A 25,839-nucleotide genomic window follows, 5' to 3' on the forward strand; every position below is an offset into this window, starting at 1 on the left:
GGAATCCGGACACCTGCAAGGAGAGGAAAATGAGTAACGTAAAAATTGTTGATGTCATCATTCGCAAAACGGCCGAGAAAACGAAATTAACCGGTGAGGGTAATTTGTCGGTTTCTATTTCTTCGCCAAGTGTGATTGAAATTCAGGGTTCTGCTCAGGATGTTGTGCGTTATGTTCGCCAGGGTAAAGACCTGCTTATTTATATGAAAGACGGCAGCGTTATTCGCTGCAATAACTATTTTGTTGAAGATCCACAGACCCATAATCAATCAGAACTGGTCTTCAACGATCAGCAGGAACTGACGCATATTTCTTTTGCCGATGCCGGGGAAGCGTCTGGCGTTGCTGTTACCGAGTTAACCGCGCAGGCTACGCCGGTTGCCAGCATTGAGCCTTTTCTCGAGCAGGGAAGCGTTCTCAATGACGCGCCATGGGGATGGATTGCAGGCGCTGCGTTGGGCGGCGGTGCCATTGGCGCACTGCTGGCGCACGGGGGTGACGGCGAAACCAAAACCAAAGTCATCGACAACACCAAAGATGTTGAAAGCGCGACGCCGACCTTTTTGCTGACGGACAACGCGGGTGATAAGCAGGGTGTGCTGAGTGGAAAAGCGATCACGGACGACAACACCCCAACCTTTAGCGGTACCGGGCAGCCGGGCGCGACCATTCAGGTTAAAGACAGCAGCGGAAGCACCATTGCCAGCACCATGGTCGGGAAAGAGGGTACCTGGACCGTAAAACTCCCGACTCAGGCTGACGGTGAACATACCTGGTCTGTCGTGCAAATCGACGGGAGCAAAACGACGCAGGCGGGCAGCATTACCGTCACAATCTCTACCGCTGACGCCAGCATCACGCTGGGGACAACGGCCGGTGACAACGTGATCAATGCCAGCGAACACTCCGCTGGCTTTACGCTGTCCGGCACCAGCAAAAATCTGGCGCAGGGAATCGGGCTTACCGTCACGCTGAACGGCAAAACCTACACGGCGGAAGTGGGGGCCGGCGGCGCATGGAGCGTGAACGTGCCTGCCGCGGATGCGCAGGCGCTGGGTGACGGCACCTGGACGGTGAACGTCAGCGGTAAAGACGCCGCGGGCAATACCGTGAGCGGCAGCCAGACGATAGGTGTGGATACCAACGCGCCAGCGCTTTCTGTTGATACGATTGCGCAGGACAACGTCATCAACGCGGCTGAGCACAACCAGGCGCTGACGCTCACCGGTAAAACCGATGCGGAAGCCGGCCAGATTGTGACGGTAACGCTCAACGGGAAAAATCATACCGCCACGGTAGGGAGCGACGGCACGTGGTCCGTTACGCTTCCCGCCAGCGAGGTGCAATCGCTGGCGAATGGCGACCATACGCTAACGGTGAACGTCAGCGATAAAGCGGGGAACGGATCTTCCACGACCGCCGATTTCACCGTGGATACCGCCGCCCCGGTCGTGACGATTAACACCGTTGCTGACGACAATATCCTCAATACCAGCGAGCAGGGCCAGGCGCAGATTATTTCCGGTACGGCGAGCGGCGCCGCAGCAGGGGATGTCGTGAGCGTAACCGTTGGCGGTCAGACCTTCACCGGTGTGGTGCAGGCGGACGGCAGCTGGAGCGTGGGGGTGCCTGCGTCCGTGGTGGGCTTGCTGGGAGAAGGCAACCACAACATTACGGTTTCCGTTACCGATGCCGCGGGCAATACCGGCAGCGCCACACACGGCATTACGCTGAGCGGTAACCCACCGGAATTTACCGTTCATGCCATCAGCCAGGATAACGTTCTCAATGCTCAGGAGGCTATGCAGCCGCTGAGCCTGACCGGCACCAGCACGCTGCCAGACGGCAGCGCCATCACCGTGACGCTGAACAACGTCAATTATCAAACCGTTGTCGAGAACGGGAGCTGGTCAGTTCAGGTACCGGTTTCCGACGTCCTGCAACTGGCGAACACGCTGTACACCGTCAGCGTCAGCGGTACCGACAGCGTGGGCAACAGCGGCTCAGCGGAGGCCACACTGCTGGTTGATACCGTGTTGCCACAGGTGGTCATCAATACCTTTGCCGGCGACAACCGGGTAAATAACGCCGAAGTGGCCGCCGATCAAACGATCAGCGGTCGTGTCACGGGTGCAGCGGCAGGGGATACGGTGTCTGTTTCCGTTGGCGGCAAGCATTACAGCGCCACCGTGGGTAGCGATCTGACCTGGAACCTCACTATCCCGTCTGCGGATCTCAAGGCATTCGGCGACGGCGACCTGACCATTACCGCGTCAGTCACCAACAGCCACGGCAATACGGGCAGCGGCGAGCGCGATATCAATATCAACGCGGCGCTGCCGGGTCTGCGCGTTAACACCCTTTCCGGTGATGACGTGATCAATGCCATTGAGCAGCATCAGGATCTTACCGTGACCGGCTCCAGCAGCCATCTGGCCGCAGGCACGCAGATCACCGTCACCATCAATAACGTCGACTATGTCACCGTGGTCAACGCCACCGGTGGCTGGCAGATTGGTGTCCCGGCGAGCGACCTCCAGTCCTGGACGCCGGGCCATATCGCGGTGCACGTCAGTGCAGAAGATGCGTGGGGCAATGCCGTTGCCGCTGAACATCCGATCGAACTCGACCTGAACGCCGTGGCGGTTACTGTTGATGTCATCTCCGGTGATGACCGGCTGAACGCGGCGGAAAAAGGCAGCGATCTCACGCTCTCTGGCCAGACGCAGGGCGTGGAAGCCGGGCAGACTGTGGTGGTGAAATTCGCCGATCGGACCTATACCGCGCAGGTGCAGCAGGACGGCTCCTGGAGCCTGACCGTACCGGCCAGCGCCATGGAAATGTTGATTGACGGCCGCGCGCAGGTGAGCGTCAGCGTGACGAACGTTAACGGCAACAGCGCCGATGCGTCGCGCGTGGTGACGGTCGATACGCTGCCTCCGGACATCACGATCAATAATCTGACCGATGACAACATTATCAGTGCCGCCGAAGCGCAGCAGGATATCGTGTTAAGCGGAAGCAGCACGGCGGAAGCGGGCCAGACGGTTACCGTCGCGCTGAACGGTAAAACCTACCAGACCACCGTTCAACATGACGGTAGCTGGCAACTGACAGTACCTGCCGCGGACGTCGGCGCACTGGCCGATGGCACCGTCACGGTAACGGCAACCGTGAGCGATGTGGCAGGTAACAGCAGCAGCACGGATCGCGTCGGGCTGGTGGATGCCACCGTACCGCAGGTGACCATTAACGATTTTGTCACCGATACCAATACCATAAACCAGCTTGCCCATACCCAGGCGCAGGTCCTCAGCGGCTCCGTGACCGGAGCGGCAGCGGGTGATTGGGTCACGGTGACCATCAATAACGTGGATTACACCACCGTGGTGGATGCGGCGGGCAACTGGAGCCTCGGCCTGCCTGCGTCTGTGGTACAGGGCCTGGCGGACGGAACCTGGACGATTACGGTCTCTGTGACCGACCAATCTGGCAACACCGGCAGCAGCACGCTGGAGGTGGTGGTTAATACCGTGACGCCGGAGATAGGTATTCACACTCTGGCGGCGGACGACGTGATTAACGCCACGGAAAAAGGCGAAAACCTGCTGCTTTCCGGGACCAGCAACCAGCCAGAAGGCACCCCGATCACCGTGGCCCTGAATGGCATTCACTACACCGCCATTACGGATGCCAGCGGTAACTGGAGTGTTACCGTACCGGCCTCCGCAGTAAGCGCGCTGGGCGAGGCGCACTATACGGTGACGGCGAGCGTCACGGACAGTGTGGGTAACAGCGCGTCGGCCACGCACGATGTGCTGGTAGACAGCTCGCTGCCGGTGGTCACGCTCAACACGCTGGCGGGCGATAACATCATCAACGCGGCGGAACTGGCGGCAGGCCAGACCCTGACGGGGAAAGTCGCCAACGCGGCGGCAGGCGACATTGTCACCCTTACCCTGGGCGGCCAGACGTATACCGTTGCGGTGCAGGACGATCTTACCTGGAGCCTGCCGTTAACCCAGAGCCAGTTAACCGCGCTCGGTAACGGTGAGCTGACGGTTACGGCCAGCGTGACGAATGCGCACGGAAACACCGGTTCTGCCGCGCTGGACTTCACCATCGACGCCCAGTTGCCTGGTCTGCGTATTGATACCGTGGCGGGCGACGATGTTATCAATATCATCGAGCACGGTCAGAATCTGATTGTTTCCGGTACCAGCACCGATCTGGCCGCGGGCAGCACCGTTACCGTGACCATTAACAACATTGAGTACGTCGCCACGGTCCTGGCCGACGGAACCTGGAAAGCGGCTGTGCCTGCGGCGGATGTCAGCCAGTGGGCGGACGGTCCTCTCGACATTACAGCCCGCGCACAGGATGCTTCCGCCAACCCGGTGAATATCGGGACCGTGGTGGATGTCGATCTCGCCCCGGTCGCGATAAGCGTTAACAGCGTGACCCCTGATAACGTGCTGAATGCGGCGGAGAAGGGACACGATCTGGCGCTCTCCGGCACCACGTCTGGGGTCGAAGCCGGTCAGACGGTGACGGTCACCTTTGGCGGCAAAAGCTACACCACCACCGTGGATGCGAATGGCAACTGGGCTTACACCGTTCCGGCTGCGGATGTAAGCGGCCTGAAAGAGGGCGATGCCCGCGTTCAGGTGAGCGTGAGCAACGTGAATGGCAACCCGGCCTCTTCGTCACACGAATTCAGCGTCGATACCACTGCGCCGGCGGTCACCATCGATACGGTCAGTCACGACAACATGCTCAATGCGGCAGAGGCGGCACAGGATCTCACCCTGAGCGGCACCTCGACTGCCGAAGCGGGGCAGACGGTCACGGTGACCTTTAATGGCAATCAATACACCGCACAGGTACAGGCTGACGGCAGCTGGACGCTTGACGTGCCGGCAGCCGATCTGGCCGGTATCACCGACGGCACTGCCGTCGTTACGGCGACCGTGTCGGATAAAGCCGGTAACCCGGCCAGCACGGATGCGTCTGTGCTGGTGGACACTACCGTGCCGCAGATCACCTTCAACACCGTTGCCGGTGATGACATTCTGAATATTGCTGAACACGGTCAGGCGCTGATCGTTTCTGGCACAGTCACCGGGGCACAGGCAGGCGACGTGATCACCGTGACGCTGAACGGTAAAAATTACAGCGCAATGCTGGACGCGTCCGGCAACTGGAGTATGGGTATTCCGGCGGCTGACGCGGGCGCGCTGGGCAATGGCGACCATACGATGTCTGCGACCCTCACCGACAAAGCGGGCAACAGCACCACGCAGACGCATGAGATTGCGGTTTCCCTGACCGCACCGGTTATCGCTATCAATACCGTTGCGGGCGATGATGTGATCAATGCCATCGAGAAAGGCGAAGATCTGCAACTCTCCGGCACCAGCAACCAGCCGGACGGCACCACGATCGTCGTGACCCTGAATGGCATTAACTACACGGCCACGACTGACGCCAGCGGCAGCTGGAGCGTGACGGTACCGGCAGCAAACGTCTCGGCGCTGGGCGAAGCGAACTACACCGTTACCGCGAGCGTGACCGATACCGCAGGCAACAGCGCGAGCACCAGCCATCAGGCACTTGTCGACAGTGCGCTACCGGTGGTGACCATTAACGCTGTCGCCATTGATGATGTCATCAATGCGGCGGAAGTGACTACGGGACAGACCCTGAGCGGGAACGTCAGCGGTGCCGCAAGCGGTGACACTGTCACGATTTCAATGGGAGGCATCACCTGGACCGCCACCGTTCAGGATGATCTGAGCTGGTCGGTCAATGTGCCGCCTGAAGTCTTAAAGGCCATTGGCAACGGCGATTTGACCGTGACGGCAAGCGTCACTAACGGTCACGGCAATACCGGCTCCGGCAGCCGCGACATCACCATTGATGCCAACCTGCCGGGTCTGCGGGTCGATACCGTGGCGGGCGACGATGTGATTAACAGCATCGAGCATGGTCAAAACCTGATTATTAGCGGCTCCAGTGATGGGCTGAAAACCGGCTCTGCGTTGACGGTGACCGTCAATGGTAAAACCTATGCGGCGACGGTTCTGGCCGACGGAACCTGGGCGGCAGCGATCCCGGCCGCCGACGTCAGCGCGCTGAGCGCAGGCAAGGTGACGGTAACCGTTGAGGGTCAGAGCACCGCAGGAAACCCGGTGACGATCGCGCATGACGTCACGGTCGATCTGGCCGCGGTGGCGATCAGCGTCAACGCGATTGCCACCGACGACGTGATCAACGCGGCGGAAAAAGGCACGGACCTGGTCCTGTCGGGTACCACCACCCACGTCGAAGCCAACCAGACCGTGTATATCACCTTTGGCGGCAAGTCTTACACCGCGACCGTGGATGCCAGCGGTAACTGGACCGCTACCGTGCCTTCTGCTGATTTAGGCAGCCTGAAGGAGGGCGATGCCAGCGTGCAGGTTAGCGTCACCAACGTGAACGGCAACAGCGCGTCAGCGGGCCGTGAATACAGCGTGGATACGACCGCGCCGACGGTCACTATCGACATTGTCAGCGACAACAACATCATTAATGCGTCTGAAGCGCAGCAGGATTTGGTGGTTAACGGCATCACAAACGCGGAAGCGGGTCAGACCGTGACCGTTACGCTGAACGGCAAGGATTACACCACCGCCGTGCAGGCGGATGGCAGCTGGAGCCTGAGCGTACCGTCAACCGACCTGAGCGGCATTACCGACGGAAACTACACCATCACCGCGGCGGTATCCGACAAAGCGGGTAACCCGGCCTCGGTGGATCGTGACGTGCTGGTGGATACCACGGTGCCGCAGTTGACCATTCACACCGTTTCGGATGACGACGTCATCAACAGCGTTGAGCACGCGCAGGCGCTGATTGTCACCGGGTCTGTCACCGGCGCGGCAGCGGGTGATGTGGTCACCGTCACCATCAATAATAAATCTTACACCGCCACGCTGGATGCTGCGGGCAACTGGAGCGTGGGAGTGCCTGCGGCCGACGTCAATGCTCTGGCCGCCGGGGATCACACCATCACCGCGACCCTGACCGATAAAGCGGGTAACAGCAACAGTGCGACGCACGACGTGGCCGTCAACCTTACCGCTCCGGTGCTGACCATTGACACCGTTTCAGACGACGATGTCATCAATAGCACCGAGAAAACGCAGGATCTCACCCTCACCGGCACCGCGTCAGGTCTGGCGGCGGGCGCGATCGTCACCGTGATGCTGAACGGCAAAGCCTACAGCGCGACGGTGGATGATAACGGGCTGTGGAGGGCTACCGTTCCGGCGGATCAGGTCGGCGCACTGGGTGAAGCGATCTACACCCTCACCGCGTCTGCTACCGATGCTGTTGGCAACAGTACCAGCGTGACTCACACCGTGAACGTGGAGTCTGTCCTGCCGGGTGTCACCATCAACACCGTGGCTGGCGACGATATTATCAATACCGCGGAGCTGGCGACCGGCCAGACTCTCAGCGGTACCGTGGTGAACGCCGAGGCGGGCAACACCGTCACCGTGACCCTCGGCGGTAACACCCTGACCGCAACGGTGCAGGATGACCTGACCTGGTCCGTCAACGTACCGCAGTCCGTGTTAACCGCACTGGGTAACGGCGAACTGACCGTCACCGCCAGCGTGACTAACGGCGTGGGCAACAGCGGCACCGGCGAGCGCGATATCACCATCGACGCCAGCCTGCCGGGCCTGCGCGTGGATACCGTGGCGGGTGACGATGTGATCAACAGCATCGAGCATGGCCAGAACCTGATCGTGACCGGCACCAGCGAAGGACTGGCGGCAGGGACCGCACTGACCGTAACGGTAAATAATAAAATCTATCCGGCCACCGTGCTGGCTGACGGCACCTGGAGTGCGGCTATTCCGGCGGCCGATGTTGGCGCGCTGGCGGCAGGCACGGTAGCTGTCACCGTTGAGGGGCAGAACAGCGCCGGTACGCCGGTGTCTATTAGCCACAATGTGACGGTGGACCTTGCGGCGGTCGCCATCGGGATTGACGCCATTGCCACGGATGATGTGATTAACGCGGCTGAGAAGGGCGCGGACCTGGTGCTCTCTGGCACCACCTCCAACGTGGAGGAGAATCAGACCGTCAGCATCCTCTTCGGCGGTAAAACCTATACGGCGTCGGTGGATGCTGACGGCAAATGGACGGCGACGGTGCCGTCTGCCGACCTGGCCGGTCTGAAAGAGGGCGATGCCAGCGTGCAGGTGAGCGTCACCAACGTCAACGGCAACAGCGCGTCTGCGGGCCGCGAGTACAGCGTGGATACCACCGCGCCGTCCGTAACGATTAACACCCTGGCGGCTGACGACATCCTGAATGCGACCGAAGCGAAAGCTGACCTGACGGTGTCCGGTACCAGCACCGCTGAAGCGGGTCAGACGGTCACCGTAAGCCTGAACGGGAAGGACTACACCACTACCGTGGGCGCAGACGGCAACTGGACGCTGGACGTTCCGGCAGCCGACCTGGCGGCGCTTACGGACGGCAGCGTGACCGTGACGGCCGCCGTCAGTGACAAGGCGGGTAACCCGGCCTCGGTGGATCATAACCTGACGGTCGACGTGACGGTGCCGGTCGTGACCATCAACACCGTGGCGGGCGACGACGTGATTAACGTGGCTGAGCATGCACAGGCGCAGATCGTCAGCGGCTCCGCCACCGGTGCGGCGGCGGGCGATAAAGTCACCGTGACCCTTGGCAGCCAGACCTACACCACCGTGCTGGACGCCGCGGGCAACTGGAGCGTGGGCGTTCCGGCGAACGTGATTTCAGGCCTCAGCGACGGCACCGTGACGGTCAGCGTCAGCGTCACCGATGCCGCGGGCAATACCGGATCCGGTACCCATAACGTGACCGTCGATACCGGACTGCCTTCCGTGGGCTTCAGTACCCTGAGCGGCGACAATGTGCTGAACGCGGTGGAGAAAGGTCAGGATCTGAGCGTCAGCGGTACCAGCGCCAACCTTGCGGAAGGCACCCTGGTCACCGTGACCCTGAACGGTAAACAGTACACCGCAACAACCGCGGCGGACGGCGGCTGGAGCCTGACGGTACCGGCAGCGGATCTGGCCGCGCTGGGTGAGGCGAACTACACCCTGAGCGCAACCGCGACGAACACCGTGGGGAACAGCGTCAGCAATACGGCGAACCTGCAGGTCGATACCGCGATGCCGACCGTCATCATCAACACCGTGGCCGGTGACAACGTGATCAATGCGGCGGAAGTGGCTGCAGGCCAGACGATCGGCGGGAAAGTGGTGAACGCCGAAGCGGGCAATACCGTCACCGTTACGATGGGCGGTAACAGCTGGACGGCGACGGTACAGGATGACCTGACCTGGTCCGTCAACGTGCCTTCAGAGGTGCTGGCAGCGCTGGGTAACGGCGGACTGAGCGTGACGGCCACCGTCACCAACGGACACGGCAATACCGGTTCCGGCGAGCGTGATATCTCCATCGATGCCAGCCTGCCGGGCCTGCGAGTCGATACCGTGGCAGGCGACGATGTGATCAACAGCATCGAGCATGGTCAGAACCTGATTGTCAGCGGCTCCAGCGATGGGCTGGCAGCGGGCACGGCACTGACCATCACCGTGAACGGCAAAACCTATGCGGCGTCTGTACTGGCTGACGGGACCTGGAACGCAGCCGTGCCGGCCGCAGACGTCAGCGCGTGGCCGGAAGGCACCGTGAAAATTACCGTTACCGGCGATAGCCCGACGGGCAACCCGATGACCATCAGCCACGACGTGACGGTGGATCTGGCGACCGTGGCGATCAGCATTAACGCCATCGCTACCGATGACGTGATTAACGCGGCGGAAAAAGGGACCGATCTGGTGCTGTCAGGTGCGACCACCAACGTGGAAGCAGGACAGACCGTCACCCTCGCCATGGGCGGTAAAATCTATACCACCACTGTCGATGCCAGCGGTAACTGGACTTATACCGTACCGTCTGCTGACCTGGCCGGCCTGAAAGAGGGCGATGCCAGCGTGCAGGTGAGCGTCACCAACGTGAACGGCAACAGCGCGTCTGCGGGCCGCGAGTACAGCGTGGATACCACTGCGCCGTCCGTAACGATTAACACCCTGGCGGCTGACGACATACTGAATGCGACCGAAGCGAAAGCTGACCTGACGGTGTCCGGTACCAGCACCGCCGAAGCGGGTCAGACGGTCACCGTGAGCCTGAACGGGAAGGACTACACCACCACCGTGGGCGCAGACGGCAACTGGACGCTGGACGTTCCGGCAGCCGACCTGGCGGCGCTCACGGACGGCAGCGTGACCGTGACGGCCGCCGTCAGTGACAAGGCGGGTAACCCGGCCTCGGTGGCTCACAACCTGACGGTCGACGTGACGGTGCCGGTCGTGACCATCAACACCGTGGCGGGCGACGACGTGATTAACGTGGCTGAGCATGCACAGGCGCAGATCGTCAGCGGCTCCGCCACCGGTGCGGCGGCGGGCGATAAAGTCAACGTGACCGTTGGCGGCCAGACCTACACCACCGTGCTGGACGCCGCGGGTAACTGGAGCGTCGGCGTTCCGGCGAACGTGATTTCCGCGCTGCAGGATGGCACCGTGACGGTCAGCGTCAGCGTCACCGATGCCGCGGGCAATACCGGATCCGGCATCCATAACGTGACCGTCGATACCGGGCTGCCTTCCGTGGGCTTCAGTACCCTCAGCGGCGACAACGTGCTGAACGCGGTGGAGAAAGGTCAGGATCTGAGCGTCAGCGGTACCAGCGCCAACCTTGCGGAAGGTACCCTGGTTACCGTGACCCTGAACGGCAAACAATACACCGCAACAACCGCGGCGGACGGCGGCTGGAGCCTGACGGTACCGGCAGCGGATCTGGCCGCGCTGGGTGAGGCGAACTACACCCTGAGCGCAACCGCGACGAACACCGTGGGTAACAGCGTCAGCAATACGGCGAACCTGCAGGTCGACACCGCGCTGCCGACCGTCACCATCAACACCGTGGCCGGTGACAACGTGATCAATGCAGCGGAAGTGGCGGCAGGCCAGACGATCGGCGGGAAAGTGGTGAACGCCGAAGCGGGTAACACCGTGACGGTTTCTGTCGGTGGCAATACCTACACCACAACGGTACAGAGCGATCTGAGCTGGTCCGTTGACGTCCCGCAGTCCGTGCTGACCGCGCTGGGTAATGGCGACCTGACCGTCACCGCAACGGTTACCAACGGACACGGCAATACCGGTTCCGGCGAGCGTAATATCTCCATCGATGCCAGCCTGCCGGGCCTGCGAGTCGATACCGTGGCAGGCGACGATGTGATCAACAGCATCGAGCATGGTCAGAACCTGATTGTCAGCGGCTCCAGCGATGGGCTGGCAGCGGGCACGGCACTGACCGTCACCGTGAACGGCAAAACCTATGCGGCGTCCGTACTGGCGGACGGGACCTGGAACGCGGCTATTCCGGCGACGGATGTAAGCGCGCTGCCGGCAGGAACGGTAACCGTTACCGTTGCAGGCCAAAGCACCACGGGCAATCCGGTGACCATCAGCCATGACGTCACTGTTGATCTGGCGGCCGTCGCCATCAGCATTGATACCATTGCCGTTGACGATGTGATTAACGCGGCGGAGAAAGGGGCAGATCTGCTGCTTTCCGGCACCACCAGCAACGTGGAAGCCAACCAGACCGTCAGCATCACGTTTGGTGGCAAGCACTACACGGCCACCGTTGATGCCAGCGGTAACTGGACGGCGACGGTACCGTCTGCTGACCTGGCCGGTCTGAAAGACGGCGATGCCAGCGTACAGGTGAGCGTCACCAACGTGAACGGCAACAGCGCCTCAGCAGGGCGCGAATACAGCGTCGATGCGACCGCGCCTGCCGTGACGATTGATACGGTTGCCGGCGACAATGTGATCAACGCCAGCGAAGCGTCTGCAGGTGTGGCCATCACCGGCACCACCACGGCAGAAGCGGGTCAGACGGTCACCGTAACGCTCGGCAATAAGCAGTACACCGCGCAGGTTCAGGCAGGCGGCACGTGGAGTGTGAATGTGCCCGGGGCCGACCTGACCGCGATGGCCGACAACGGCTACACCGTACAGGTTAGCGTGAGCGATGCGGCCGGTAACCCAGGCAGCGCGGATAAAGCCATTACCCTTGACACCACGCCACCGGTTATCAGCTTTAACGCGGTCGCCGTTGATGATGTGATCAACAGCGTGGAGCATGCGCAGGCGCAGATCGTCAGCGGTAGTGCAACCGGTGCAAACGTCGGCGACAGGCTGGTGATTACCGTCGGGTCTCATCAGTACACGACAACGGTAGATGCGAGCGGCAACTGGAGTGTGGGCGTACCGGCCAGCGTCATTTCCTCGCTGGCTGACGGCACCGCGACCCTCAGCGCAACCATTACCGACAGTGCGGGCAACAGCAGCACGAAGACCCATGATGTGGTGGTCAACACGGCCTCGGTGGCGCTGACCGTGAATACCATTGCCGGCGACGACGTGATCAACGCGGCAGAAGCAGGCACCTCGCTGGTGATTAACGGCTCGAGCGCGCAGTTTGCCAGCGGGACGCAGGTCACGGTAACCCTGAACGGTAAAAGCTACACCGCCACCATTCAGAGCGACGGCTCCTGGGCGACTACCGTGCCGGCTGCTGATGTGGGCGCACTGACCGATGGCGGACATTATCCTGTCTCCGTTGCTGCCCAGGACAGCGCGGGCAACAGCGCGTCGGCAACGCACGGCATCAGCGTGGATACCACCGCGCCGGTGATCGGCGTGAATACGCTCTCTGGCGACGACGTGTTAAATGCAGCAGAAGCACAGCAGCCGCTGACCGTGCACGGTTCTACCAGCGCGGAAGCCGGGCAGACCGTTACCGTAACGCTGGGGGGGAAAACCTACAGCGCAACGGTGGCGAACGATGGTACGTGGACGCTGGATGTGCCGGCCGCCGATCTGGCGGCCCTGAATGAAGGGGCGCTGACGCTGACCGCTTCAGTCAACGATAAAGCGGGTAACAGCGGACAGACCACTCACACTCTGACGGTGGATACCGTGGCGCCAACCGTAACCATCGGTACTGTGGCGGATGACGATATTGTCAATAACGCTGAGCAGCTGGCAGGCCAGACCATCAGCGGCACCACCACGGCGGAACAGGGCCAGACGGTGACGGTTTCCTTCAACGATCACCGCTATCAGGCGACCGTGGGGGCGGACGGCTCGTGGTCGGTCTTTGTGCCGGGGCATGATTTCCTCGGCCTGAGCGACGGGAATTACACCCTAACGGCGACGGTGAACGATAAGGCCGGTAACCCGGGCAGCGCGACGCACGACGTGACGCTGAACGGTGATGTCCCGACCATAACTATCCACACCTTTGCGCAGGACGATATCGTCAGCGCCGCTGAACATGGTATCCCTCTGGTGGTCAGTGGTACCACCGACGCGCCTGTGGGCCAGACGGTGACCATCACCCTGAACGGCAAAACCTACACCACAACCGTGCAGGCTGACGGTAGCTGGAACTATACCGTAGGCAGTGCAGACGTGACCGCGCTGGCAGACGGAGGATCGTATGTGATCCATGCCCAGGTGAGTAATACCATCGGTAACACTGCCAGCGACGATCACACCGTGACCGTGGATCTGACCGCGCCGTCAATGGGGATCAGTATCGACGCCCTGCAAAACGATACCGGGCTGAGCGCGAGTGATTTCATCACCAACGACAGCCAGATTATTGTTAACGGTTCATTGACCGCGCAGCTCGGCAATAACGAGAAAGTGCAGATCAGCGTGGACGGCGGGGCGAGCTGGATTGACCTGGCCGTCACGGGCACCACCTGGCGCTACACCGATGGCCGCACCCTGACGGACGGTACGTATCAGTACCAGGTCCGCGTGATTGATAACGCGGGTAACGTAGGGGCAACGGACAGCCAGAACGTGGTGGTGGATCTCACCGCGCCTGCGGCGACGACCATTACGGTCGATTCCGTCAGTCAGGATACCGGTTTGTCTGGCAGCGACTTTATCACCAGCGATAACCAGATCAGCCTGAAAGGGACGCTCGGTGCGGCGCTGGGGAGTGGCGATCACGCGCAGATCAGCCTCGACGGCGGCGTAACCTGGACGGACGTCAGCGTCAGCGGACTGAGCTGGACCTGGGTTGATACCCGCACGCTGGCGGACGGCGATTATAACTATCAGCTTCGCGTGATTGACGATGCGGGCAATATCAGCGCCACCACCAGCCAGGTGGTCACCATTGATACCGTGGCACCCGATGCCAGTAAAACCATCGCCATTGACAGCATCAGCGATGACACTGGCCTGAGCAGCAGCGACTTTATCACCCATGATACCTCGCTGACGCTGCATGGCTCGCTCGGCGCGACGCTGGCTGACGGCGAATATGCGCAAATCAGCATCGACGGTGGCGTGACCTGGCAGAACGTGATTGTCACCGGCAACAGCTGGTACTACGTGGACGGCCGTACGTTGGGTAATGCCACCTATGACTATTATGTGCGCGTGGTGGATGCCGCAGGTAACGTGGGATCCAGTGCCCATCAGCAGGTGACTGTCGATACGGTCGCCCCGGATGCGGCGATTACGGTGACCGTGGATAACATCACCGTGGATACCGGCTTTGACAACAACGACTTCCTGACCAGTTCAACGTCCTACACCCTGAACGGGACGCTGGGGGCGCAACCCGGTGCGGGCGAGTATGTTCAGGTCAGTATGGATGGCGGTACCACCTGGGTTAACGCGACGGTGAATGGCACACAGTGGAGCTATAACGACACGCGTACCCTGGCCGACGGTAGCTATAACTATCAGGTGCGGGTGGTCGATCTGGCCGGAAACGTCGGGGCAACCACGTCGCAGACGGTCACGGTTGATACCCACGCGCCTCAGTACGGCATCACCATTGACAGCATCAGTGAAGATACCGGGCAGTCCGGCACTGATTTCATCACCATGGACACCACGCTTACGCTCAACGGCTCGCTTGGCAGCGCGCTGGCCAATGATGAACGCGTGCAGATTAGCCTGGACGGCGGGAATACCTGGACAGATGCAACGGTAACCAACCAGCGCTGGAGCTACACCGATACCCGCGATCTGGCTGACGGTGATTACACCTATCAGGTGCGGATTATCGACCAGGCAGGCAACGTGGGCTCAACCTCATCGCAGGTGGTGACGGTGGATACCACGCCGCCAACCACCGTGGGAACCGTTGTGAGCTATACCGATGACGAAGGTGAGCGTCTGGGCTCCTTTGGCAGCGCGATGGCGACGGATGACAGCTCGCCGCTGATCAACGGAACGCTGAACCGCGCGCCGGATGACGGTGAGATTGTGCAGCTTTATCGTGACGGGATCCTGCTGGGCCAGGTCACGATGAACGGTAGCGCAAGCTGGTCCTTCCAGGATAACGGCCTGAGCGATGGCAATCATACGTATATCCTGCGGGTAACCGATAAAGCCGGTAACTATACGGAATCGGACGGGTTTGTACTGAACGTCGATACCAGTATCCCGACCACCACGGCGGCAATTACCGCGCAGACAACATCGGATACCACGCCGATTGTCAGCGGAACGGTCTCCGCGGATCTGGTGAACGGCGAGTACCTGGTGGTGAATGTGAACGGTAAAACCTACACCTCGCAGACGGGCGGCGCGGTGGTGGTCGACCCGGATCACAACACCTGGTATCTGCAGATCCCGGACAGCGATGCACTGAGCGTTGCCAGCTATAACGTAACGGCACAGGTGAAGAGCAGCGCGGGTAACGGCAATACCACCGGGACGGCGAGCGGCAGCCTGGTGATTGACACCACCACGGTGAATACCAGTTGGGCCACCACGGCGGGTAACAGCGAAAACTCGACCATGACCGTCGGCATGAACAGCAGCGGCCTGTGGAATATCATTGCTAACGGACAGTCCTATTCCAGCAGTGATGATTCAACCTACGCGGCGAACGCGCTGACCAATACGCGTGGCTTCCCTGCCGTAAGCCAGACCGCCGCCGATTTCGACCGTAACGGCACGCAGGACATCTTTGCGACTGAAACCACCTACGGCGGGTCTACACAGGTGATGTGGACCTACGATGGCAGCACTTACAACGCCAGCCAACTGGGTATGGGAACCACTATCTGGTACGGCGGTGTCATTGCCTACGATAAAACCGGTGACGGGTATCTGGACCTTGCGTATGGCGATGCCGGTGCGGACTCCATTACCTACCTTATTAACAACAAGGGGGTACTCACGCCGGATGGGAACTATGGCGGCGCCGGGTTCTGGGGACAATTCACCACCATGCGTGAAATCTCCGGCGTTGACCTGAATAACGACGGCACCGTGGATGTGGTTCAGCACACCAACCGCAGCGGCGCGTACTCGCTTACCGTGATTAACAACAACGGTAACGGGACGTTATCCCTCGGTCAGAACCTGACTAACGTGTTTGTGGCAAACGTGGCGAATACCACCACAGCGGCGTCGATGACGTGGGCGGATTTCAACGGCGATGGCTACATGGATCTGTACCTGGGCAGCAGCTACAACAACAACGGCGGGGTGATCTACTACAACGACGGTACCGGGAAACTGTCCACCACCAAGAGCGCGGTTGAGGCCTCTAACGCGTCAGCAGGGTATCTGTCGGTGGCGGTGGACTGGAACGCTGACGGCCAGATGGACGTCATCAAGCTCAGTACCTACAGCGGAGCGCAGACCGCAACCCTGTTTACCAACAACGGTTACGGTTCAAGCTGGACATCAAGTCAGCTGGCTTCCGGACTGGCGAACGTCACCGGTGTGGCCGCCGTGGATTACAACTGGGACGGCGTGCAGGATCTGCTGGTGTCGCAGCAGAACGGCAAAGTGGTGCTGGTGCAAAACAGCAAAACCGTTGCCGACGGCACGGCGATGCATCTGCACATTGTCGACAGTGAGGGTATCAACGCCTACTACGGTAATACGGTCAATCTGTATAACGCGGCGGGCGTACTGGTGGCCTCGCAGATCATCAACGCCCAGTCCGGTATTGGTTCGAACGATACCTCTGCACTGGTGAGTTTCTACGGTCTGGATCCGAATGAAACTTACTCGGCCGAGATCCTGAAAATCACCAATGGCGTGTCGGATAACGTCACCTGGAGCGGTCTGGAAGCCGGCAACGGCAAAGAGGGCTACGTGCTCACTGCCGAAGCAGCAACCGGGGGGCACAGCGGGACGCTTACCGGTACCGGGTATAACGACACCTTTATCGCCGAGGACGGCACGTATACCTATAACGGTTCCGGCGGCTGGACGACCCACTCGGATCACGACACCTGGAGTAACACCGGGGGGATGGACGTGGTGGACTACCGCAATGCGACGTCCGGCGTGACCGTCGATCTGCGTCTTTCTACCGCGCAGGACACCGGGTTTGGTACCTCACGCCTGCTGAACATTGAGGGCATTAACGGCTCGGACTTTGACGATGTCATTACCGGCAACAGCGGTAACAACCAGTTCGAAGGCCGTGGCGGTAACGATACGTTCAATATTGGCAGCGGCGGTCACGATACGCTGCTCTACACGTTGATCAACGCCTCCAATGCCACAGGCGGTAACGGCAGTGATGTGGTGAACGGCTTTACGGTAGGCACCTGGGAAGGCACGGCGGATACGGACCGTATTGACCTGCGCGACCTGCTTTCAGGCAGCGGCTACACCGGTACGGGCTCAGCGAGCTATGTGAATGGGGTCGCCACGCTGGACGGCAGTGCGGGGAATATCACCGATTACATCCGCGTGGTGCAAAACGGCAGCAATACCGAAATCCAGGTTGACCTGGACGGTAGCGGCGGCCAGTTCTCACCCACAACGCTGGTCACGCTGAACGGCGTGCAGACCGATCTGGCTACGCTGCTGGCAAATCATCAACTGTTAATTGCGTAAAACTATGCCGCGAGGAGCGATCCTCGCGGCCTTTTGCGTGGCTACAACGAAGAGCGATAAAAGATTTCACAACATTATGAAGACACATCCACAGTACGAACCCTGGTTGCAGGGCATGCTCATCATCGCGAAGCACTATCGGCTGGACTTCTCGGCAGAGCATGTTCGGGTCACGATTAACCATGAAAGCCAGTCTCCACGCCAGCTGGTGCTGGAAGAGATGGCACGCCAGCTTGGGTTAGGGATGCGTATGGTGGCGGCCGACGCGGTCTCCCTCGACCCGTGGCGTTTACCTCTGCTTGCGGAATTTACCGGCGGACAAATCGCGGTCATTAACCGCATGGACAGCGAGGGCAACGTGAGCCTGCAGTTCAGCGGTGACGGCGGCCTGGAGACGACGCTGACGCGTGATGCGCTGTGCTCACGGTTGACAGGACTGCTGGTGCTGCGCCCGCTCGAGTCCACGCCGGATGCCCGGGTGGATGATTACATCAAACCATACGAGAAAAACTGGTTCTGGCAGCTGGCCCTGAAGGACTGGCGACGCTACAGCGATATTATGCTGGTGGCGCTGGTCGCTAACGTCCTGGCCCTTTCCGGCATGGTCTTTTCCATGCAGGTGTATGACAGGGTGGTGCCCTCGCAATCGGAAGCCACGCTGTGGGTACTGTTTGGCGGCGTGATGATCGCCATTGTTTTCGAATTCATCATGCGCATGCTGCGCGTGCACATTTCGGATGTGGTGGGTAAACGCGCCGACCTGCGTATTTCTGAACGCGTTTTTGCACACGCGCTGCGGATTAAAAACGGAGCCCGCTCTAAGTCAACCGGGTCGTTTATTGCCCAGATCCGCGAGCTGGAGTCGGTTCGTGAACTGATCACGTCCACCACCATTGCGGCCATCTCCGATCTGCCATTCTTCCTGCTGTTTGTGTTCATTTTGTGGATGATTGGCGGACCGCTGGTACTGGTTGTCCTGCTTGCCGTACCGCTGCTGCTTATCCCGGGCCTGCTGGTCCAGCGCCCGCTGGGCAAACTGTCCAGCGAAGGGATGCGCGAGTCTGCCATTCGTAACGCCACGCTGGTGGAAGCGGTTCAGGGCATAGAAGACATCAAGCTGATGCGCGCTGAACAGCGCTTCCAGAATCAGTGGAATAACACCAATGATGTTGCCGCTAACGTCGGCATGAAGCAGCGCTGGCTGACCGGGCTGTTGCTGACCTGGACGCAGGAGGTGCAGTCGATTGTGTATGCCGTGGTGCTGCTGGTGGGGTGTTACCTGGTTATCAGCGGGGACATGACCACCGGTGCGCTGGTGGGGACCTCTATTCTCGCGTCGCGGACCATCGCGCCGCTGTCGCAAATTTCAGGCGTGCTCTCCCGCTGGCAGTCGGCGAAAGTGGCGCGTAAAGGACTCGACGATCTGATGCAGCGCCCGATTGACGATCCTCAGCAGGGCAAGAAGGTGCATAAAGCCCATCTGCGGGGGGATTATGCGCTGGAAGAGGTGGGGTTCTGGTACGACGATGAAGAAAAACTCACCGTTCTGAACATCAGCAAACTGCAGATTCGCGCCGGTGAGCGGGTGGCGGTGCTCGGACGCAATGGCTCCGGCAAAAGCACGCTGCTGCAGCTGCTGGCAGGGATGCAGGAGCCTCAGCAGGGCAGCATTCTGCTGGATGATATCGCGTTAAACCATCTGGACCCGGCTGACGTGCGCCGCGACATGCAGCTGCTGAGCCAGCAGGCGCGGCTGTTCTTTGGCTCCGTGCGGGACAACATTCTGATGGGCAACCCGCTGGCCACCGACGATGAAATCCATCAGGCGCTGGTGAACAGTGGTGCGCTGGAGTTTGTCCGCAAACAGAAAATGGGGCTCAACTACATTATCAACGAAGGCGGCGCGGGCCTGTCCGGCGGGCAGCGTCAGGCGTTATTACTGGCCCGTGCTCTGATCACCTCTCCGAACATTTTGTTGCTGGATGAACCTACCGCCTGGCTTGACGAGATGAGTGAGAAGCAGTTTATCCAGCACCTTAAACCGTGGTTGGGCAAGCGCCGGACGCTGGTGGTCGCGACCCATCGTCTGCCTATTCTGGAACTGGTTGACCGTATCATCGTGCTGGAAAACGGCAAGGTGATCATGGATGGCCCGCGCGACGCAATTCTTCGCCAGCACGGTATGGCGCCGCAAAAAGCCCCACAGCGTACCGTGACCATGAAACCGACACCAGTAGCAGAGGAGGGCGTAGCATGACTGATTTCTCTCGCGTCAACAGCCGCCTGAAGGAGCCACGCTTGCCGCGGTCAACCTGGGTCGCCTGGTCGCTGTTCGCCCTGCTGGCGGTATTTATCACCTGGGCAAGCCTGTTCAGCCTTGATGAGGTCACCACCGGTAGCGGCAAGGTGATCCCCTCTTCGCACGAGCAGGTGATCCAGTCCCTTGAGGGGGGCATTATTCACAGTTTGCTGGTGCGTGAAGGCGACATCGTTGAGCGTGGTCAGCAGCTGGCACAGCTTGACCGGACGAAAACCGAATCAAGCGTGCTGGAAAGTGAATCGCGCCTGAATGCCGCGCTGGCAACCGCCTCGCGTCTGAAGGCCGAAGTGAACGACACGGCACTGGCTTTTCCGGCAGAGCTGGATGATGACGTTGAGCTGGTCAAACAGGAAACGGCGCTGTATCAGTCTCGTCGCGAAAGTCTTGAGAAAGGGCTGGCAGGGTTACGGCAGGGGGCCGAACTGGTGCAGCGTGAGCTGTCGCTAACCCGTCCGCTGGTGACGCAGGGGGCAGCCAGTAAGGTGGAGGTGTTACGTCTTGAGCGTCAAAAAAATGAGCTTGAGAACAAAATCACCGAGATGAAAAACCAGTATTACGTTCGCGCCCGTGAAGAGCTGGCGAAAGCGAACGCGGAGATTGAAGCGCAACGTTCGGTGATGAAAGGGCGTGAAGATTCGTTGACCAGACTGACCTTCAATGCGCCGGTGCGCGGGATCGTTAAGGATATCGACGTGACAACCGTGGGAGGGGTGATTCCGCCAAACGGCAAGCTGATGAGCCTGGTTCCGCTTGATGACCAGATGGTAATTGAAGCGAAAATCTCGCCGCGCGATGTCGCCTTTATTCATCCGGGACAAAAAGCGCTGGTGAAAGTGACCGCCTATGACTACTCCATTTACGGTGGGCTGGAGGGCGAGGTGACCATGATTTCGCCGGATACGCTTCAGGATGAGGTGAAAAGGGATGTGTATTACTATCGGGTCTATATCCGCACTGACAGTAACCATCTGACCAATAAACAAGGCAAAGCCTTCCCGGTGTTTCCGGGGATGATTGCGACCGTTGATATTAAAACAGGCAGCAAAACGATTCTGGATTATCTGTTGAAACCGCTTAATAAGGCGAAAGAGGCACTGCGGGAACGGTAAGCAAAGGGCGTTCGGGAAACCGAACGCCAGAAACATTATACCGTCGACGTTACGTTAACAACGTGGCGTCGTTCTTTAGGAACAACGTTGATATAGTGAGTCACATAGGCGAAGTATAATCCGGCATAGTTTTCGACCAGTTCTATAAACGCCGGGTAAATCGACATCTGGCCATCACCCTGATCTTTAAGATAACCCGCCTCTTGCGCCGATTTAATAATACGGTTGACGTGGATCCGTGAAACAAAAAATTCTTTAGCCAGTAAGTTGGCTGAATAAGGTATTACTGCGCCATGTGCGGTTTTATTTTTTATGGCCTGCAGGTAAAGATATAACATTATCATCCGCCCTCCGTCTTTATCAATAAACAATCCCACTTCAGGTAAAACCTTTCTGAACGTTAATCCTCTGAAAAGGTATTCCGCTGCGCGACGGAAAAAGTTATTTCGCAGGATGTCGTTATCCAGCAGATTAACGTTGATATTAAACTTTGGGAAAAGAATACTTACCGGCAAAAATGCGCCGGACATGTAGCGTTTAAGTTCATTAAGTCCCTTTTCAGTCGGTGCAATTCTCGTTTTGCGTCTGTCTTCACTGCAGCGCCAGGTCTTGATGCGCCCGGTGGTTCTGAGCAAGGTGATGATCGCAATCACACTGTTGGGGCTGGCTATTTTATAACGGGAACATAATTCTTTAATTTCTGATACTGACTCAGCCTGATTTCCAAAGATAAAACAACACATGGAAAGAATAATGTTGAACCGTGATTCCTGAAGCATCGTTTTGTAGAACAAAGGTTGTTTTTTGTAGATGGCGTCATTAATGGTGTAGTGCTCTGTTATTGCCTCACTGAATCGCGGATTGTTTTTAATGACATCCCTTCGATGTAGCAAGGCCCTGGATGAGATATGATTATCCATAGCGTTTGTCTCTTATATGAATGAGCCGATAGATGAAGTATCCAGTCTTCTTTCGGATTTTTCATTATACCTTGAGATTGACATATTTACCGTTATTATTTGATGCGAATTTTATATTTAAACTGCATATGGATACAGACGGTGATTAACACAAAGATGTTCTCGTTAGTCACGTTGATAACGGTTTCTTAACCTGATGGTGTACTGTAAAATTATTATCAACAACAGGGTTTTTTATATTTTGTTACATTCACAAATGGGATATTTGTTTTTGTGCCCAGGAGCAGGTTATGACCCAAAATATTTCTTTCAGAAATGCTGCTTTTTATGAGCAAAAATTTGTCATCTCAACCTGCCATTTCACATTTCAGGGGTACAGTCTGTTGCTTAAACAGTACGGTATAGATGCTTCGCACGTTCGTTTTGAGGGGGATGAACCTTCCCGGCAGGATCTGGAAAATATCCTTATCAGTCAAAATGCTCAAATCTCGGTGTTCCTCGGCAAAGGTGTGGTCTCTCTGCTGGAGAGCCTGAAGCGACTCGCTTGCGTGCTAAATAAACTTCCTGTTATTCGAAAGGTAACCCTGTACGGGGAAATGCCGGATGGCTGGCTGTATCGAACTCTGGGGAATCTTTTAAATAATACTTTCCAGCTTTCATTGATTCGTATAGCCAGCGTGTCTGATGTTATGACCTGTTTTCGTATGCATAATGACGTATTTAAGGATAACTCACGTTCTTTGCGTGACCAATACTGGGGGTTGTCTTATCAGGAAAACGTAAAAGGTTTAACCGAAAGAGAGGTAAGCGTTTTATTAAATTTTTATCGCGGAATGTCAGTAAAAGAGCAGTGTGAAAAAATGGGGCTGTCTAATAAAACGGTTTATACCCATCGTAAGGAAGGGGTGAAAAAATTACACCAGATCCGACGCTGGCTGAAAGATCCGCATGCCTTAAGAATCGAAGGAAGCACGGAACGGTTAACGCAAAAAGAAAGTCTCTCTGCCAAAGAGACGGCGGTGTATAATGCATTGCTAAAAAGAGAAATATTCCCTGCATATCAGATCATAACCGATCGTTATAAGAAAGGGGTGGGGTTTGAGATACTCATTCGCTGGAATAATAATGGTAAAATTATCAAGCCAGTTAATTTTCTTACTGATATTTCAAGCCAGGAAATATGGCTAAAAATTACTGCGCTAGTGATTCATGCTGCGGTGTCAGGTATTAATAAATATAACGGTAAATATTATTTTTCCGTCAATATCCCCCCGCGTCTTGCCTCGGGTAATGCACTTCCCGACATGGCCAAAAAGGCTGTGGCGATGCTGCTCAATCCGCAGTGGGCCGACAAACTGGTCTTTGAATTTGCCGAAGATATTGATGTAACCAAGGATAGGACGATCCCAGAAACCATGCGGCGTTTACGCAATACCGGGTGCCGGCTGTTTCTCGATGACTGCTTTTCCAACCATCAAACCATGTTCCCGGTAAGGCAGGTGCATTTTGATGGATTAAAGCTTGACCGGGATATCGTCGAGCATTTTGTGGCGAATGACAACGATTATAATCTTATTAAAGCGATACAGATATACAGCGATATGACCGGCACGGATTGTATTGCTGAAGGGGTGGATAGCGAAGAGAAGTTTGAGAAGTTAGTCGCCCTTGGGGTTAAAAGTTTTCAGGGCTATTATCTGTCACGGGCCGTGAAAGAAGACGAATTAGATCGTATGGTCAGATTGTTTAGCTAAAGCGCAAAAATAAAGCCCCGAAGGGCCTTTATTTATTTTCGACCCAGTAACAGGCCGAGAACAATACCTACCGCCCCCGCAGCAATTAAACCCGTCAGGGGATTGTTTCTCACCGCTTCAGTGACATCGGAAACGGCGTCGCTGGCCTGTGCGGCATATTTCTTGGCAGCACCTTTAACCTGATGCTTAGGGGAGTCAACGAAATCGCCAAACTGCTGCTGGGCTGAGCCTGCCAGTTCATCGAGTTTATTTTTCGCTTTGTCTTCTGCAAACTGTGTATTTTTATCAGTATTGAAATCAGTCATTTTTGCCTCCTTGTGTTGATAGTATAAGGATAGCCTCTCTTTTGCGTTTTAAGGGAAGCAGGGCGGAATTTGGCACAAAATCCTCCTGTTTTCGGATATATCTCTATGCCACAAACCCTTTATTTCTCATTCTCATCCTGACCGTAATACAGTTTCCCAATCCGGATAAGCGGGCGGCCCTGAGACTTGCGGTGCAGGTTACTGTCCCTGAGCGAATACACGCACCCGCAATATTCCTGCTGGTAAAACTGTTCTCGCTTGCTTATCTCAATCATGCGCGAGGAACCACCCTGTTTGCGCCAGTTGTAGTCCCAGTAGACCATCCCCGGATAGCGCGCTGCCGCACGCTGGCCGCAGTCATTTATCTGCTGCATATTCTTCCAGCGGGAGATCCCTAATGAACTACTGATGACGCGAAAACCATTTTCTGCCGCATACAACGCCGTGCGTTCGAAACGCATATCGAAGCACATGGTGCAGCGGATGCCGCGCTCGGGTTCCCATTCCATGCCCTTAGCGCGTTCAAACCAGTTATCGGTGTCGTAATCGGCATCGACAAACGGCACGCCATGTTTTTCCGCAAAGCGAATATTCTCCTCCTTACGGATGAGGTATTCCTTTTGTGGATGAATATTGGGGTTATAGAAAAATATGGTGTAATCAATTCCCGAGGCCTGGATGGCTTCCATCACTTCTCCCGAGCAGGGTGCGCAGCAGGAGTGCAGCAGCAGTTTGTCGGCACCGTCTGGCAGGGTAAGTTGAGGGCGGATAAAGGGGGTTGTACTCATCGTATCAACTCTATGTGAATGAAATTTATTGAATTGTAGTCCTGTAATTGAAGAAAGTGAACGTTCAGGGCAAACCCCGGCGAACATAAACATACACGTTTCTTTTCTATGGCTCCGATCACGTCACCTCGTATTCCCCCGATCCTGCGACGACTCGCAGCAATCATGCATTGACCGAAGGAATAAATTCGACATAATTTATTTCTGTGGTGAATCCTCTCACAAGAGAGGGCGTTCCAGACTACTGCTGTCCGCAGGTATGCTCGCGTCTTTGCTTATCTGGGAAGAGTCACTGGAATGCACCCGACACCACGATTCTTTCTTTAATTTTTTATCCCATTGGAAGGGTATAGAGTGCACAAGTTTAATTCCTCTCTTCTTGCGATTTTTTTGCTGACAGGTTGTAGTTCCGATCTGGTTCTCAGCCCACCTCAAAAACCTGAATACAAGGCAATGCCAGAGATAACCCAGTCTGTGACGCCATCCCAACAGCGTGCGATCATGGCTGGCGAGAGGCCTGATTGGTCAGAAAGGACGCCAGTCGGCACCATGAAACGATATTGATAAATACCTAGCGACCAGGGCTGCCATTCGGTGGCCTTTTTTAT

7 protein-coding genes are annotated in these 25,839 nt (G+C 57.6%); 4 read left to right on the forward strand and 3 right to left on the reverse strand.

Annotated features, from left to right (window positions below; translation table 11 throughout):
• Positions 1-29 precede the first annotated feature (29 nt).
• The 3 genes from BH714_RS06810 to BH714_RS06820 all read left to right on the forward strand — a co-directional run bounded on the left by BH714_RS06810 (position 30) and on the right by BH714_RS06820 (position 21,464).
• Positions 30-18,035 carry an Ig-like domain-containing protein gene (locus BH714_RS06810; RefSeq protein WP_040017428.1) on the forward strand — a complete coding sequence of 6,002 codons (18,006 nt, stop codon included), beginning with the start codon at positions 30-32 and terminating at the stop codon, positions 18,033-18,035.
• 76 nt (positions 18,036-18,111) lie between these two features.
• A complete protein-coding gene (locus BH714_RS06815; RefSeq protein ID WP_040017429.1) occupies positions 18,112-20,292 on the forward strand; it encodes a type I secretion system permease/ATPase in 2,181 nt (726 codons plus the stop codon).
• Entirely contained in the window at positions 20,289-21,464 is a 1,176-nt protein-coding gene (locus tag BH714_RS06820; protein ID WP_020884204.1) for an HlyD family type I secretion periplasmic adaptor subunit, read from the forward strand. The genes BH714_RS06815 and BH714_RS06820 overlap by 4 nt, the downstream gene beginning before the upstream one ends.
• Positions 21,465-21,499: 35 nt before the next feature.
• Here the strand turns inward: BH714_RS06820 and BH714_RS06825 are convergent, their stop codons facing one another.
• On the reverse strand, positions 21,500-22,384 hold the full coding sequence (locus BH714_RS06825; RefSeq protein WP_014169985.1) for a MarR family transcriptional regulator: 885 nt from the start codon (positions 22,382-22,384) through the stop codon (positions 21,500-21,502).
• Between the two features lie 290 nt (positions 22,385-22,674).
• On the opposite strand from BH714_RS06825, the gene BH714_RS06830 reads away from it, so the two are divergent.
• The gene (locus BH714_RS06830) at positions 22,675-24,138 is read left to right on the forward strand and encodes an EAL domain-containing protein (protein ID WP_040017431.1); all 1,464 of its coding nucleotides are present in this window, start codon (positions 22,675-22,677) and stop codon (positions 24,136-24,138) included.
• A 32-nt stretch (positions 24,139-24,170) separates the two neighbouring features.
• Here the strand turns inward: BH714_RS06830 and BH714_RS06835 are convergent, their stop codons facing one another.
• Both BH714_RS06835 and BH714_RS06840 read right to left on the reverse strand, forming a co-directional pair.
• Positions 24,171-24,443: an ElaB/YgaM/YqjD family protein gene (locus BH714_RS06835; RefSeq protein WP_014169987.1), complete on the reverse strand. Its 273-nt coding sequence runs from the start codon at positions 24,441-24,443 to the stop codon at positions 24,171-24,173.
• A 119-nt stretch (positions 24,444-24,562) separates the two neighbouring features.
• Entirely contained in the window at positions 24,563-25,231 is a 669-nt protein-coding gene (locus tag BH714_RS06840) for an epoxyqueuosine reductase QueH (RefSeq protein WP_020884202.1), read from the reverse strand.
• Between the last annotated feature and the right edge of the window lie 608 nt (positions 25,232-25,839).

Origin of the sequence: Enterobacter ludwigii (assembly GCF_001750725.1) — a bacterium.
Classification (GTDB): Bacteria; Pseudomonadota; Gammaproteobacteria; order Enterobacterales; family Enterobacteriaceae; genus Enterobacter; species Enterobacter ludwigii.